The organism is Achromobacter insolitus (assembly GCF_002209555.1).
Taxonomy (GTDB): Bacteria; Pseudomonadota; Gammaproteobacteria; order Burkholderiales; family Burkholderiaceae_B; genus Achromobacter; species Achromobacter insolitus.
In genome coordinates this window covers 525372-539230 of the sequence record NZ_NJIF01000002.1, presented here as the reverse complement: position 1 = coordinate 539230, position 13859 = coordinate 525372, and the positions used below count along the sequence as shown (strand labels likewise).

The window sequence follows — 13859 nt, the reverse complement described above, 5'->3', positions numbered from 1 at the left end:
GTTTTGCGCAAGCACATGGAAAAACCGGCCCTGTGAGGGCCGGTTCAAACAGATGCCTGGCGGCATCCGCAACGGAGGCGGGAATCGGACCCGGCCGGTCAGGCTCAGCTGGCGAGATCCACCGGGATCTGCTGGATGCCTGCGAGCAGCCAACCGCCATTGGCCGGCTTGAACAGATTCCAGACTTCCTCGAAGCGGAACGCTTCGGTGCCGGGGGCTTCGCGCAGCATGCCGGAGAAGCGCACGCTGGCGAGGTGGCCGTCGGAAACGGTTTCGATGCCCAGCATCTCGGCGTTCAGCAGGACCACTTCGGTCTTGTTGGGCGCCGCGCCGCGCTCGGCCAGCTGCGGCTTGAGCTCGGTGATCAGGTCGTCGGTCAGGAATTCGCGCAGGCCTTCGGTGCTGCCGCTGTCCCAAACGGCCTGGATGCGCACGAATTGCTCCTTGGCCTGCTTCAGGAAGTTGGGCGTGTCGAAGTCACCCGGCACGAACCAGTTGTTGTCGTCGCCCATCTTGGGCAGCGCAGCCGGCGCGGCGGCAGCGGCGGCGACCGGAGCGGCGGCCGGAGCAGCCGGAGCCGGCTTCAGCGATTCACGCCACATCGGTTGCTGTTGCTGCTGCTGGCCCGAGGCGTTGTTGCCGCCGAACGCGCCTTGCGTGGCGGTGCGCGGACCAGCGCCGCGCAGACGGCGGACGATGAACATGATGGCGAAAACGACCAGGCCGATCAGCAGCGCCGACGACAGGAATTCGGCGAAAGCGCCCGACAGGCCCATGCTGGAGAGCAGCGCGGCAATACCCAGGCCGGCGGCGATGCCGGCGATGGGGCCGAGCCAGCGCGAAGCGCCGCTCTTGGCGGCGGCGCCCGCGGTCGCGGCGCCAGCCGTGGCCGCGCCGGCGGCGGCCGGTGCAGCGGTGGCGCCAGCGGTGTTGTTGGCAGCGGCCGGAGGCGTGGTCGCCTGGCGTTGCTGGGTCACATTGGAGGATTGTCGGCCAACGCTGCTGCCACCGCCGGCACGGCGGGCTTCAGCGTCAAACGACGCCGTCACCAGTGCCGCGCCGGAAACGGCGATCAGCGCCGCGGCGACAAACCGCGAAAGACAGAATTTGGACATAGGTTTGCTCCCTCGTACTCGCGCCCCTGCCGCCCCGAGCAGCAGGAAGTCCCACGGACCGCGGGACCTTCGTCGCGACTTTTCTTACATTAATCTGAATACCGTAAGAATAACGGACAAGACGCCGCCCCACAAGTTCCCGCAGGGGCAGCAAAATGTCCGGATGGCTGGCGCGGATCAGCCCAGTTTCACGCCTTCATGCAGGGCGGCGATGCCGGCCGTCAGGTTGAAGTACTGGACCCGCTCCAGCCCGGCCGTGCGCAGCATGTCGGCCAGGGTTTCCTGGTCGGGGTGCATGCGGATGGATTCCGCCAGATAACGGTAGCTGGCCTCGTCCTTGGCAACCTTCTTGCCCAGCCAGGGCAGCACATTGAACGAATACCAGTCGTACGCGGGCGCCACCGGCTTGGCCACGCGCGAGAATTCCAGCACCAGCAGCTTGCCGCCCGGCTTCAATACCCGGGTCATCTCGGCCAGGGCACGGTCCTTGTGGGTCATGTTGCGCAGGCCGAAGGCCACGCTGACGCGGTCGAAATAGCCCGAAGGGAATGGCAGGCGCTCGGCATCGCACACGGCGGCGGGAACCAGCAGGCCGGCATCCGTCAGGCGGTCGCGGCCCACGCGCAGCATGGAATCATTGATGTCGGTCAGCCAGACCTCGCCCGTGGGGCCGGCGCGCTTGGCGAAAGCCTTGGCCAGATCCCCCGTGCCACCGGCGATGTCCAGCACTTTCATGCCGGGTCGGATGGCGGCGCGGCCGATGGTGAAGGCCTTCCAGACGCGGTGCAGCCCGGCCGACATGAAATCGTTCATGATGTCGTAGCGCTGGGCGACCGAATGGAAGACTTCGGCGACTTTGCGGGCCTTTTCGCTTTCCGGCACCGTCTGGAAGCCAAAATGGGTGGATTGCGAGGCGGAATCCGCGGAGTGTTGCGATTCGGAGGGGTTTTGCATGGTGAATTCCCGATATATCGTTCAATGGTAGCCTATCGGGCTCCCTCGCGAGGCCGGGCGACGCCTGCTATGGCGCCTGGCGGTCACATACCTGAAATATTGCGGCCATACTATCGCAATGTTCGCGCCGCGCCGGCGCTCAGAAGTGTGCCCAATCTGCCATGTCCAGCACCATTCTCGTCGTCGAAGACGAACCCGCCATCCAGGAACTGATCGCCGTCAACCTGTCTTTCGCCGGACACAAGGTGCTGCGCGCCTTCGACGCCGACCAGGCCCAGACGCTGATCCGCGCCGAGCTTCCCGACCTGATCCTGCTTGACTGGATGCTGCCCGGCACGTCCGGCCTGGCCATGGCGCGCAAGCTGCGCAACGACGAGCGTACCCGCGCCGTTCCCGTCATCATGCTGACCGCCAAAGGCTCCGAGCAGGACAAGGTGGACGGCCTGGAAGCCGGCGCCGACGACTACATCACCAAGCCGTTCTCCCCCAAGGAACTGATGGCGCGCATCAAGGCCGTGCTGCGGCGCCGCGCGCCCCAGCTGACCGACGACGTGATCGACGTGGGCGGCCTGAAGCTGGATCCGGTGACGCATCGCCTGTCCGGCAATAGCCAGTCGCTGCAGATCGGCCCCACCGAGTTCCGCCTCCTGCATTTCTTCATGACCCACCCCGAACGCGTGTTTTCGCGTTCGCAGTTGCTGGACCAGGTCTGGGGCGACCACGTCTTCGTGGAAGAGCGCACGGTCGATGTGCATATCCGCCGCCTGCGCAAGGCGCTGGAACCCAGCGGCCACGATGCACACGTGGAAACGGTCCGCGGCAGCGGCTACCGGTTTACGGCCCAGCTCCCCACGCGGTAAAACTCCCGCACGATGATCTGGCTGCGCACCCTAGTCCTGGTCGCCCTGTGGGCGGCCGCCGCATTGCTGGCCCAATGGCTCATAGGAGATCCGGCGGGCTGGATACTGTTCTCGATCGCCATTTCCGGCATGCTGCTCTGGCGCAGCTGGCGCCTGCACCTGGTGTCCCATTGGGCCAACCATCCGGAGACTTCGCCCCCCGCGTCGGTCGGGCCCTGGGACGACATCCTTGCCCCGCTGTACCGCTACACCCGCGCCCGCGCCCGCGAACTGAACGAAACCCAGAACACCATGCAGGGCATGCTGGCCGCCGCCCAGGCGCTGCCGGACGGGGCGGTGACCCTGAACGAGGATTTCCAGATCGACTGGTGCAACCGCATGGCTCGCCAGCATCTTGGCCTGCGGCTGCCGGCCGACCGCGGCCACAACCTGCTGAACCTGCTGCGCGCGCCTGAATTCGTGGAATACGCGCACCGCCAGTCCTGGCCCGAACCCATCCTCGTGCGTCTTGGGCAGCAAGGCCAGGAACGGCTGATGATGATGCAGCTGACCGCCTATGCCAGCAATCAGCGCCTGCTGATCACGCGCGACGTCACCCAGATCGAACGCCTGGAAACCACCCGCCGCGATTTCGTCGCCAACGTTTCGCACGAACTGCGCACGCCGCTGACGGTATTGGCGGGCTTCCTGGAGACGCTGCGCGACATGCCCGCCGACGCGCTGCCCGCTGAACAGCGCGAGCAATACATAGACATGATGCACGAGCAGGCGCAGCGCATGCAGGCCATCGTCGAAGACCTGCTGACCCTGTCCACCCTCGAATCCTCGCCGGGCAGCGATCCGCGCGCCGTCAACATGGGCGCGTTGCTGCAGAAGGCGCGCCAACAGATCGAGGCGCTCTCGGGCGGCCGCCACGTGCTGGAATGGCACGTCGACGAGACCCTGGACGTGCTGGGCGCCGAAACCGAGTTGACCTCCGCCCTGTCCAACCTGCTGACCAACGCCGTGCGCTACACGCCCGATGGCGGCACCATCACCGTGCGCTGGGAGCGCGAGGACGACGGCGGCGCGCGCTACAGCGTGCAGGACACCGGCATCGGCATCCCGGCTCGCCACCTGCCCCGCCTGACCGAGCGCTTCTACCGCGTGGACCGCGGGCGCTCGCGCGCCGTAGGCGGCACGGGCCTGGGGCTGGCGATCACCAAGCACATCGCCATGCGCCACGACGCCGAACTGCTGATCACCAGCGAACCCGGCAAGGGCAGCGTGTTCGCCCTGCGCTTCCCGCCCGATCGCGTGGCCATCGACAGCACGCCGCTGGGCCGGGCGCCTTTCAGCCCGGCACATTGAGCCCCACGCCGGGCGTGGATGGTAAATTTCCCGCCATGCGCATCCTGGTAATCGAAGACGAACCCAAACTGGCCGACTACCTCAAGAAGGGGCTGTCGGAACAAAGCCACGTCGTGGACCTGGCGCGCGACGGCGTGGACGGCCTGCATCTGGCGCTGGAAGGCGTCTATGACCTGATCGTGCTGGACGTGATGCTGCCGGGCGTGGACGGCTTTGGCGTGCTGGCCGCGGTGCGCGAACAGAAAGACACTCCCATCCTGATGCTGACCGCGCGCGACGCGGTCGAGGACCGCGTGCGCGGGCTGGAAGGCGGCGCCGACGATTACCTGGTCAAGCCCTTCGCCTTTTCGGAACTGCTGGCGCGGGTGCAGGCGCTGCTGCGCCGCGGTCGCTCGCAAGAGCCCACGCTGCTGCGCCTGGCCGACCTGGAGCTGGACCTGGCCCGCCGGCGCGCCCAACGCGGCGGCCGCCGCCTGGACCTGACCGCCAAAGAGTTCAATCTATTGGCCTTGCTGCTGCGCCGCCAGGGCCAGGTGCTGTCACGCACCACGCTGGCCGAGCAGGTCTGGGACATGAATTTCGACAGCGACACCAACGTCATCGACGTAGCGGTGCGGCGGCTGCGCAGCAAACTGGACGACCCCTATGACACCAAATTGCTGCATACGGTGCGCGGAATGGGCTACGTGCTGGAATCCCGTCCCGCATGAAGCCCTTGCGCGTGCGCTCCATGCAGGCGCGGCTGACCCTGCTGCTGGGAGCCATCGCGCTGCTGGTGTCCAGCCTGGCGGGAGCCACGCTGTTCTGGGCGCTCAAGCGCGAAGTGGAGCGTCAGGAAATCACCGAGGTCAGCGGCAAGCTGGAACTGATCGACCACCTGATAGACATGCAGAACAGCGCGCGCGGCCTGCAGGACCTGGCCGCCACCTTCGATGAAATGCGCGCTGGCGAAGGCCAGCTCGGCATCTGGATCGTGGATGCGCAGGGACACGCCGTGTATGGGGGCCCGCCGCCGGAAACGCTGGAAACAGAAGACGGCAGGCAGGTCGTGCTGCAGACCGCCGATGGCGGCCGCATGCGCGGATTGCGGGTGGCCATGAATGACCGCATCCTGCCCGGCGCCGCGTTGACGGTGGCCGTCAGCACGCGCACCAGTTCGCAGTTCCTGTACGCCTACGGCACCGCGCTGGTGTTGATCTGCGCGTTGTGGGTGGGCGCCACGGTAGTGCTGGCGGCGTGGGCCGTGCGCCGTAGCATGGCGCCGGCGCGCCGGCTGTCCGAACAGGCGGCCGGCATCCAGCCCGACAACCTGGCGCGGCGCCTGCCGCTGGAAGATACCGACCGTGAATTGCACGAGCTGGTGCGGTCGTTCAACCGCACGCTGGAACGCCTGCAGGCCGCTTACCAGCAGATGGAAGGCTTTAATGCCGACGTGGCGCATGAACTGCGCACGCCGCTGGCCACGCTGATCAATGGCACGCAAGTCATGCTGTCGTCGCCGCGCGATGCGGCTGAATTGCGCGACGCTCTGGAATCCAACCTCGAAGAACTGGAAGACCTGAAGACGCTGGTCAACGACATGCTGTTCCTGGCCCGCGCCGACCGCGGCGAGCGGGCGGTGGACCTGGCGACGGTTTCGCTGGCCGCCGAAGCGCGGCGCGTGGCCGAATATTACGAAGCTACGTTGGAAGAAAGCGGCGTGCACTTGCGCTGCTTGGGCGACGCCACCGTGGCCGCCAATGCTGGCCTGGTGAGACGCGCGCTGGCCAACCTGATCTCCAACGCCATCAAGGCCACGCCTCGCGGCGGCGAAATCGTGTTGGCCTGCTCGGCCTCGCCGGCGGGCGCCCGGGTCGAAGTGCGCAACCCCGGCCCGCCCATCCCGTCCGCCGACCTGCCCCGCATCTTCGACCGCTTCTTCCGTGCCAGCCAGGCGCGCGCGCCACGCAGCGAAGGCCATGGCCTGGGCCTGGCGATCGTACGCGCCATCGCGCGCATGCATGGCGGCGAGGTGGACGCGGCCTCGGGCGCGCACGGCACCGTGGTCGGCATCACGCTGCGCGCGCCGGAAGGCCATGCATCGGCCGAGATCATTACAAAAACGTAATGTGCAAGACAGAATCGGGTCACCCCGGTTCTTCTACAGTACGCTGGGATCCACTATTTCCGTTACGGAGCATCATGAACCTTCCCCGTCTCACGCGCCGTCTGGCTCTTGCCGCTGCCCTGTGCGCACCCGCCTTCGCCACCGCCCAGACGCCCGTCAAGGTCGAGGTCTGGAAGACCCCGACCTGCGGCTGCTGTGAAGATTGGGTCAAGCACATGCGCGACAACGGCTTCGCCGTCACCACCCACGACGTCCAGGACACCGGCCCCATCCGCCGCAACGCCGGCATGGCCAACTACGGCTCCTGCCACACCGCGGCCGTCGAAGGCTACGCGATCGAGGGCCATGTGCCCGCCAGCGACGTGCGCCGCCTGCTGCTGGAAAAGCCCGACGCCGCGGGCCTGGCCGCGCCCGGCATGCCGCTCGGCTCTCCCGGCATGGACGGCCCCGAATATGGCGGCCGCAAGACGCCGCACGACGTGGTCCTGGTGGACAAGCAAGGCGACGCCAAGGTCTTCCAGGCTTATCGATAGCGCGCAATCCTCAACGTCCCATCCGGGCATCGTTCCTCCACGGACGATGCCCGATCCATTTGGACGCTTGAAACAATTCATCCACACCGCCTCAATGGCTACTCCTTGCACTGCAGCAAAAATGGGCCACAATCAATAAAACGGATTCCTCACCCACCCCCAGGCAGTCATGGCACAAATCGTCCTGTTCGAGAACATCCACCCGAGCGCCCGCGCTGTTTTTGAAGCCGCCGGCTACTCCGACATCGTCACGCATGCGGCCGCCTTGCCGGCGTCGCAACTGAGCGAAGCCCTGCGCGGCGCTCAGGTGGCGGGGATTCGTTCTCGCACGCACCTGGATGCCGCCCTGCTTTCCGGCAACCCCGACCTGCGCGTCGTGGGCTGCTTCTGCATCGGCACCAACCAGGTCGACCTGGATGCCGCCATGCAGCGCGGCATCCCGGTGTTCAACGCGCCGTTCTCGAACACCCGCTCGGTCGCCGAACTGGTTCTGGGCGAAGCCATCCTGCTGCTGCGCCGCATTCCTGAAAAAAATGCCCGCGTGCACCTGGGCCACTGGGACAAGAGCGCCGCAGGCGCCTTCGAGACCCGCGGCAAGACCTTGGGCATCGTGGGCTACGGCAATATCGGCTCGCAAATCAGCACGCTTGCCGAAGGACTGGGCATGCGCGTGGTCTACCACGACGTCGAAGCCAAGCTGCCGCTGGGCAATGCCCGGCCGGCCGCCACGCTGAACGACCTGCTGGAACAGGCCGATGTGGTGACCCTGCACGTGCCGGGCGGCAAGTCCACCCAAAACATCATGAACGCGGAAACCATCGGGCGCATGCGCCGCGGCGCCATCCTCATCAACGCCTCGCGCGGAACGGTGGTGGATATCGACGCGCTGCACGCGGCGCTGAAGTCCGGCCATCTGGCAGGAGCCGCGCTGGACGTGTTCCCGACCGAGCCCAAGGGCGCGGACGAGCCGCTGGCCAGCCCGCTGATCGGCCTGCCCAACGTGATCCTGACCCCGCACATCGGCGGCAGCACGCAGGAATCGCAAGAGAACATCGGCCGCGAAGTGGCCGAGAAACTGGTGCGCTTCCTGCAGGCCGGCACCACCAAGGGCGCGGTCAATTTCCCCGAACTGCCCTACCTGGAACCGGCCGGCGGCACGCGCATCCTGCACGTCCACCGCAACGCGCCGGGCGCGCTGGGCACGCTGGACAACCTGATGGCGCAGCACGGCCTGAACATCGTCAGCCAGACCCTGCAGACCCGCGGCCAGATCGGCTACGTGATCACCGACGTGGAAGGTGAAGTGAACGACGTGGTGATGTCCACGCTGCGCAGCCACCCCATTACGGTCCGCTGCGACCGCCTGTAAGACACGCTGTCGTGATACCACCGCGGGCGCTCTCAGGGGCGCCCGCGCCGCTTCAAGGCACCGCGGCCGCCTCCGCCAGGCATTCCGCCATTTTTTCGTGCACGCTGCCCGCATCGAAAGGCAGGCGCCCGATAAGCCCTATCTCGCGGTGGAAGGCCGCCTCGCCCAGCGGCAGGAGCCGCAGGCCCGACGTATCCAACCGCCGCAATTGCGGCAACAGCGCCACCCCCAATCCCAGTCTCACCATATTGGCGATGGCGTCGATCTCGTCCAGTTCCACGGCTTCGCGCACCGTAATGCGCTGTTTCTTCAGGAACAGGTCCACCACGCGCCCGCCGAACGAGGCGCGGTCGTAGCGGATGAAGGGTTGTTCCGCCAGCAGCTCGCGCCAGGGCGCGACCGGCATGGATTCGGGTATTGCCAGCATCACGGGCTCGCGCAGCAGAGGCTGCCAGCCAAGCTCGGGCGGCAGTGCAAAAGGCGGTTTGATCAGCATGGCCATGTCCACCTCGCCCGCGTCCACCTGACCCAGCAGCGCCAGCGACACGCCAGGCACGATACGCACGCGTACGTCCGGGTAGACCGCGCGGAACCCGCCCAACGCGCGCGCCAGCAGGTCCTGCTGCACAGACGCAATAGCGCCGATGCGCAGCAAGCCGCTGACGTGGCCCGGCCCGCCGGCAGTGACCATGCGCTCGGCCATGGCAACCAGCTCTTCGGCCTGCGGCAGCACTTCGCGGCCATGGGCGTTGAGCACGGCGGCGCGCGCGCTGCGGTCGAACAGCGGCCCGCCCAGGTAGTCTTCCAACCGCCGGATCTGGGCGCTGACCGCGGACTGGGTCAATCCGAGCCGTGTGCCGGCGCCGGTAAAGGTGCCGTCGCGCGCCACGGCGATGAAGGTCTTGAACTCTTTGATCACAATCAAATTTTTCGATGCTAAGTAGCAAAAAATATCGTTTTCCAATCAAAAAAACAATACCTAAACTATGCATCGATGCTAGGCCATCCGATCTTGCGACGGCCCGCAATCTGATTGATCATTTTCCTTTGCCTGACCCGGAGCCTTCCATGACCGCTCAAACCAACCTGCCGCCGTTCCACCTCGCCTTCCCGGTCCGCGACCTGGCCGAAGCCCGCGCCTTCTATGGCGAAAAGCTGGGCTGTCCGGAGGGCCGCAGCTCGCCCGAATGGATCGACTTCAACTTCTACGGCCACCAGATCGTCGCCCACCTGGCGCCCAGCGAATGCGGCCACAAGGCCACCAGCGCCGTGGATTCGCACAATGTGCCGGTGCGCCATTTCGGCGCCGTGCTTTCCATGGAACAATGGGAAGCAATGGCGAAGCGGCTGACCGACGCCGGCACCGAATTCGTCATCGAGCCCTACATCCGCTTCAAGGGTGAAGTGGGCGAACAAGCCACCATGTTTTTCCTGGATCCGTCGGGCAACGCGCTGGAATTCAAGGCGTTCAAGAATCTGGATTCCCTGTTCGCCAAGTAATCCGCTTCTACAGGTTTCGTGTCGTTGAACGCAATATCAGAACCTCCTTCTCCGGCCGAAACCACTTGGCGCATCCTGCCCCAGGGTGATCGCTGCCTGATCGTCTCCTTTGGCGACCAGATCGATGCCGCCGTGGGCAGGACCTGTCTGGCCGCGGCCAACAAGCTGCGCGACGCGCAGCTTGTTGGCGTGACCGACGTGGTGCCCTCGTTCGTTGCAGTGGCGGTGCACTACCGTCCCGGCGCCAGCGGCGACCCCACCTATGCGCAACTGGCCGAACGCATCGGCGAGCTGCTGTCCGAAGGCATCGCCGCGGACGCGCTCGGCGGACGCGAGGTCGACATCCCGGTCTGTTACGGCGGCGAACACGGCCCCGATCTGGCCGAGGTCGCCGAAGCCGCAGGCCTCACGCCCGAAGGCGTCATCCAGCTGCACAGCCAGCCGCGCAGCATGGTCTTCATGTTGGGGTTTGCGCCCGGCCACGCCTATCTGGGCGTGCACGACGAGAAACTGAATATCCCGCGCCGCGCCTCGCCGCGAACCGCGGTGCCCCGCGGCGCCGTAGCGGTAGCCAACCGCCAGACCGTGATCTACCCGAACCGGCTGCCCGGCGGATGGAACATCATCGGCGCCACGCCACTCAACATGTTCGATCCGGCCCGCGAACCCGCTGCCTTGCTGCAACCCGGCGACTCGGTCCGTTTCGTGCCCATCAGCCCCGAGGAATTCGACCGCATCCGGGAGGCCAGGCCATGAGCGTGACCGTTCTCAAGCCCGGCATGCTGTCCAGCTTCCAGGACCGCGGCCGCGAGGGCTACCAGCATCAGGGCATCCCGGCCGCGGGCGCCATGGACGAACGCGCGCACCGGCTGGCCAACGCGCTGGCCGGCAATTTGGACGAACACGCCACGCTTGAAATGACCCTGACCGGTCCGACCCTGCGCTTTGACGCGGCGGCCTGTTTCGCGCTGGCCGGCGCCGACCTCGGCGCCACCCTCAATGGCCAGGACATCCCGATCCATCGTCCCCTGGTGGCGCGGGCCGGCGACACGCTGGCCTTCGGCGCCAAACCGGCCGCCGGCGTGCGCGCTTATCTTGCAGTGCACGGCGGCTTTGCGCTGCCGCGCGTCATGGGCAGCGAAAGCACCTATCTGCGCAGCGGTTTCGGCGGCTTCCAGGGACGCGCGCTGGCCAAGGGCGATCAGGTGCCGCTGCATGCTCCGCTCCCCCCAGACCGCGACCTGGACGCCCTGCAGGAAGCGCTGTGGAATCAGCGGGTCTATCTGCCGGCTTCTCTGGGGGCCAAGCGCCGCGAGCACATCCGCTTCCTGCCCGGCATGCATTGGGACGAATTCTCCGAGGCTACCCGCGAGGCCTTTGACGGCGGCGCGGAATTCCGCATCAGCCCGCAGTCCGACCGCATGGGCTACCGTCTGCTCGGCCCGGCGCTGTCCATGAGCCAGCCGCGCCAGATGCTATCGGAGGCCGCCTGCTTCGGCACTGTGCAGGTGCCTTCGGGCGGCGAGGCCATCATCCTCATGGCCGATCGCCAGACCACCGGCGGCTATCCCAAGATCGCGCAGGTCGCCTCGGTGGATTTGCCCGTCCTGGCGCAGTGCGCTCCCGGCCAGACCCTGCGCTTCCAGCTGATCGCGCTGGAAGACGCGCAGCGGCTGGACAGCGAGCGCGAACGCGCCTTCACGCAATTGCAGGACGCGCTGGCGCCATTGCGCGCGCTCCTCGCCTAGAAAGGAATTTGCCATGACCACCCGCATCGACATGAATTGCGACATGGGCGAAAGCTATGGCGCCTGGACCATGGGCAACGATGCGGCGGTGCTGCAGTTCGTCAGCTCCGCCAACATCGCCTGCGGCTTCCATGGCGGCGACCCCGCCACCATGCGCAAGACCGTGGCGGCCGCGCTGGCGCGCGGCGTGGCGCTGGGCGCCCATCCCAGCCTGCAGGATCTGGCTGGCTTCGGCCGCCGCGTCATCCAGATCAGCCCTGACGAGGCCTACGACATCGTGGTCTATCAGATAGGCGCGCTGGCCGGCGTGGCCGCCTCGCAGGGCGCGCGCCTGCATCACGTCAAGGCGCATGGCGCGCTCTACAACATGGCTGCCAAGGACGAAGGCCTGGCGCGCGCGATCTGCCAGGCGGTCAAAGACGTGGACCCCTCGCTGATCCTGTACGGGCTGGCGGGCAGCAAACTGATCGACGCTGCCCGCGCCATCGGCCTGGCCGCCGCCAACGAAGTCTTTGCCGACCGCTCCTACCAGGACGACGGCTCGCTTACGCCGCGCTCGCGCGCGGGCGCGATGATTGAAGATCTGGATCAGGCGGTCGCGCAAGTGGTGCGCATGGTGCGCGAAGGCAAAGTGCGGTCGGTCGACGGCAAGGACGTGCCGGTCCAGGCGGACACACTCTGCATCCATGGCGACCAGCCGAACGCGCTGCTCTTCGCGGATGGCATCCGCCGGGCGCTGGAACACGCGGGCATTGAAGTGCGCACGCCTCCGAGGGGCTAGCGTGCGCCGCCAGCGGCCGGCTCAGGCGCGGCCGTAGCGCGGCGCGGGCTCTTCTTCGTCCTGCAGCGAAGCGTAGCGGTACGCTTCCAGTACGCCCGGCAACACATCCGCCAGGTAGCTGCGCGTCATGCCGGCCGCGCGCTCGACATCGCGAACGGCCAGCGCCTCGATGACGCCGCGAGTGCAGACCTGGATCCCGGTGAACGGCATCGCCTGCCTGGCCAGCAGGTAGCGCAGGGGCTCGATCTGTTCGTAAAGCTTGCTTAGCATGCTGGCCAGCGGGGTATTGCCCGTGCTGCGGGCCGCAGCCAGATAGAACTCGCACGCCGCCGCGATTGCGCCTTGCGCATCCCCCGCAGCCAACGCGGTCCCGATGGCTGCGTCGTGGCCACGCTGCTCGGCCAGCAAGGGCGTCAGGTCATCGACCTCCGCCGCCTGGCGCAGGCAATAGGATTCCAGCTCCGCGCGCAGCAGGTACAGATGGCGGATCTGCGCTTCGGTATAGAGGGTGACACGGAAGCCCTTGCGCTGGATATGCGTGACCAGGCCGCTCAGTTCCAGCAGGCGCAGCGCCTCGCGGATCGGGCTGCGGCTGGTGCCGAAACGTTGCTCCAGTTCCTGCTCACGCAACGGCTGGCCGGGCCGGATCGTGCCGTCCACGATCAGTTCACGAATCTGTTCCTGTAGGAAATACGGAATCGTGGCGGGCGCTTTGACGTCCAATCGGCTCCCCTTGTACTGCGCGATGCATGGTATGAGACATGCTGAAGATACTAGAAATTTCTTGAAACATAAATAAGAAAATTGTTGCAGAGCGCCCTGCCGCCCTGCCTTCAGTCCCAATCGTCGCGGTACACGAACTTCGGCATCTGCCAGTTGAACCGCAGGGCCAGCAGGCGAACCGCCAGGCCCGCCGCCAGTGCGATCGGCACGGCGGCGTTGGCGGACAGCCCCAGGGCCTGCCCGCCCAGGTACAGGCCGCCTGTGACGAAGGACACGCTGGCGTAGAGTTCCTTGCGGAACAGCAGCGGCACCTCGTTGCACAACACGTCGCGCAGCACCCCGCCCGCGCAGCCAGTGATCATGCCGCTGATCAGCACCACCGTGACCGGCAGCTGCATCAGCTGCGCCACCTGGCAGCCGATGACGGTAAAGGCCACCAGGCCCAGCGCGTCGGCCAGCAGGAATAGGCTGCGCAGGCGCCGCATGACCGGTGCGATCAAGGCAGTGAAGATCGCGGCGCCGGCGGTCATCCAAAGATATTCGGGATGCACCACCCAGGTCAGGGGATAGTGCCCGAGCAGGACGTCCCGCAGCGAGCCGCCGCCCAGCGCCGTCACGCAGGCGATGATGCAGACCCCCATCCAGTCCATGTCGCGCCTGCCGGCCGAAAGCGCCGCGGTCATCGCTTCCGCCACGATGGCGACGAGATACAGCGTGTGCAGCAGAGCGGGCGACAGATCCGGGAACATGGGAAGGCGGGGAGTTGAACTGGCCCCATTGTATTAAGCCGGCGCCGCGGCGGGCGGCCATTGCCTGCGC

Annotated in this window: 15 protein-coding genes; 10 read left to right on the top strand and 5 right to left on the bottom strand. The window is 66.7% G+C overall.

Annotation, left to right across the window (positions count from 1 at the left end; translation table 11 throughout):
• Positions 1-104 precede the first annotated feature (104 nt).
• Positions 105-1115 (bottom strand): Tim44 domain-containing protein, encoded by a 1011-nt coding sequence (locus CEY08_RS08060; protein WP_063639350.1) that lies wholly within the window; start codon positions 1113-1115, stop codon positions 105-107.
• A gap of 177 nt (positions 1116-1292) precedes the next feature.
• A complete protein-coding gene (gene ubiE, locus CEY08_RS08055; RefSeq protein WP_076817208.1) occupies positions 1293-2069 on the bottom strand; it encodes a bifunctional demethylmenaquinone methyltransferase/2-methoxy-6-polyprenyl-1,4-benzoquinol methylase UbiE in 777 nt (258 codons plus the stop codon).
• 161 nt (positions 2070-2230) lie between these two features.
• Between ubiE and phoB the strand changes: the two genes are divergently transcribed.
• The 6 genes from phoB (at position 2231) to serA (ending at position 8288) form a co-directional block, all read left to right on the top strand.
• Positions 2231-2929 (top strand): phosphate regulon transcriptional regulator PhoB, encoded by a 699-nt coding sequence (gene phoB, locus CEY08_RS08050; RefSeq protein ID WP_006227196.1) that lies wholly within the window; start codon positions 2231-2233, stop codon positions 2927-2929.
• A 12-nt stretch (positions 2930-2941) separates the two neighbouring features.
• Positions 2942-4279, top strand: a complete 1338-nt coding sequence (phoR, locus tag CEY08_RS08045; RefSeq protein WP_063639349.1) for a phosphate regulon sensor histidine kinase PhoR — start codon at positions 2942-2944, stop codon at positions 4277-4279.
• Between the two features lie 35 nt (positions 4280-4314).
• On the top strand, positions 4315-4989 hold the full coding sequence (locus CEY08_RS08040) for a heavy metal response regulator transcription factor (protein WP_042795496.1): 675 nt from the start codon (positions 4315-4317) through the stop codon (positions 4987-4989).
• Positions 4986-6386 (top strand): heavy metal sensor histidine kinase, encoded by a 1401-nt coding sequence (locus tag CEY08_RS08035; protein WP_042795497.1) that lies wholly within the window; start codon positions 4986-4988, stop codon positions 6384-6386. The genes CEY08_RS08040 and CEY08_RS08035 overlap by 4 nt, the downstream gene beginning before the upstream one ends.
• A gap of 74 nt (positions 6387-6460) precedes the next feature.
• Positions 6461-6919 carry a DUF411 domain-containing protein gene (locus CEY08_RS08030; RefSeq protein ID WP_076817206.1) on the top strand — a complete coding sequence of 153 codons (459 nt, stop codon included), beginning with the start codon at positions 6461-6463 and terminating at the stop codon, positions 6917-6919.
• A 169-nt stretch (positions 6920-7088) separates the two neighbouring features.
• Positions 7089-8288 (top strand): phosphoglycerate dehydrogenase, encoded by a 1200-nt coding sequence (gene serA, locus CEY08_RS08025; RefSeq protein WP_063639348.1) that lies wholly within the window; start codon positions 7089-7091, stop codon positions 8286-8288.
• A gap of 52 nt (positions 8289-8340) precedes the next feature.
• Here serA and CEY08_RS08020 read toward each other — a convergent pair whose 3' ends face one another.
• The gene (locus CEY08_RS08020) at positions 8341-9207 is read right to left on the bottom strand and encodes a LysR family transcriptional regulator (protein WP_042797420.1); all 867 of its coding nucleotides are present in this window, start codon (positions 9205-9207) and stop codon (positions 8341-8343) included.
• Between the two features lie 149 nt (positions 9208-9356).
• Between CEY08_RS08020 and CEY08_RS08015 the strand changes: the two genes are divergently transcribed.
• The 4 genes from CEY08_RS08015 to CEY08_RS08000 are packed head-to-tail and all read left to right on the top strand — an operon-like array spanning position 9357 to position 12317.
• On the top strand, positions 9357-9788 hold the full coding sequence (locus CEY08_RS08015; RefSeq protein WP_006386852.1) for a VOC family protein: 432 nt from the start codon (positions 9357-9359) through the stop codon (positions 9786-9788).
• Between the two features lie 24 nt (positions 9789-9812).
• Complete coding sequence (gene pxpB / locus CEY08_RS08010) at positions 9813-10544, top strand: 5-oxoprolinase subunit PxpB (RefSeq protein ID WP_076817204.1); 732 nt, start codon at positions 9813-9815, stop codon at positions 10542-10544.
• Positions 10541-11536 carry a 5-oxoprolinase subunit C family protein gene (locus tag CEY08_RS08005; protein WP_042795500.1) on the top strand — a complete coding sequence of 332 codons (996 nt, stop codon included), beginning with the start codon at positions 10541-10543 and terminating at the stop codon, positions 11534-11536. Before pxpB ends, CEY08_RS08005 begins: the two co-directional genes overlap by 4 nt.
• 13 nt (positions 11537-11549) lie before the next feature.
• Positions 11550-12317 carry a LamB/YcsF family protein gene (locus CEY08_RS08000; protein ID WP_042795501.1) on the top strand — a complete coding sequence of 256 codons (768 nt, stop codon included), beginning with the start codon at positions 11550-11552 and terminating at the stop codon, positions 12315-12317.
• A 21-nt stretch (positions 12318-12338) separates the two neighbouring features.
• On the opposite strand, the gene CEY08_RS07995 is transcribed toward CEY08_RS08000, so the two are convergent.
• Both CEY08_RS07995 and CEY08_RS07990 read right to left on the bottom strand, forming a co-directional pair.
• Positions 12339-13040 carry a GntR family transcriptional regulator gene (locus CEY08_RS07995; protein WP_042795502.1) on the bottom strand — a complete coding sequence of 234 codons (702 nt, stop codon included), beginning with the start codon at positions 13038-13040 and terminating at the stop codon, positions 12339-12341.
• 110 nt (positions 13041-13150) lie between these two features.
• Positions 13151-13789, bottom strand: a complete 639-nt coding sequence (locus CEY08_RS07990) for a trimeric intracellular cation channel family protein (protein WP_042795503.1) — start codon at positions 13787-13789, stop codon at positions 13151-13153.
• Between the last annotated feature and the right edge of the window lie 70 nt (positions 13790-13859).

What these genes read in the sequence shown, in the direction of transcription:
- CEY08_RS08060 (WP_063639350.1), bottom strand. Translation starts at nt 1,115, where the DNA reads ATGTCCAAATTCTGTCTTTCGCGGTTTGTCGCCGCGGCGCTGATCGCC.
- ubiE (WP_076817208.1), bottom strand. Translation starts at nt 2,069, where the DNA reads ATGCAAAACCCCTCCGAATCGCAACACTCCGCGGATTCCGCCTCGCAA.
- phoB (WP_006227196.1), top strand. Translation starts at nt 2,231, where the DNA reads ATGTCCAGCACCATTCTCGTCGTCGAAGACGAACCCGCCATCCAGGAA.
- phoR (WP_063639349.1), top strand. Translation starts at nt 2,942, where the DNA reads ATGATCTGGCTGCGCACCCTAGTCCTGGTCGCCCTGTGGGCGGCCGCC.
- CEY08_RS08040 (WP_042795496.1), top strand. Translation starts at nt 4,315, where the DNA reads ATGCGCATCCTGGTAATCGAAGACGAACCCAAACTGGCCGACTACCTC.
- CEY08_RS08035 (WP_042795497.1), top strand. Translation starts at nt 4,986, where the DNA reads ATGAAGCCCTTGCGCGTGCGCTCCATGCAGGCGCGGCTGACCCTGCTG.
- CEY08_RS08030 (WP_076817206.1), top strand. Translation starts at nt 6,461, where the DNA reads ATGAACCTTCCCCGTCTCACGCGCCGTCTGGCTCTTGCCGCTGCCCTG.
- serA (WP_063639348.1), top strand. Translation starts at nt 7,089, where the DNA reads ATGGCACAAATCGTCCTGTTCGAGAACATCCACCCGAGCGCCCGCGCT.
- CEY08_RS08015 (WP_006386852.1), top strand. Translation starts at nt 9,357, where the DNA reads ATGACCGCTCAAACCAACCTGCCGCCGTTCCACCTCGCCTTCCCGGTC.
- CEY08_RS08005 (WP_042795500.1), top strand. Translation starts at nt 10,541, where the DNA reads ATGAGCGTGACCGTTCTCAAGCCCGGCATGCTGTCCAGCTTCCAGGAC.
- CEY08_RS08000 (WP_042795501.1), top strand. Translation starts at nt 11,550, where the DNA reads ATGACCACCCGCATCGACATGAATTGCGACATGGGCGAAAGCTATGGC.
- CEY08_RS07990 (WP_042795503.1), bottom strand. Translation starts at nt 13,789, where the DNA reads ATGTTCCCGGATCTGTCGCCCGCTCTGCTGCACACGCTGTATCTCGTC.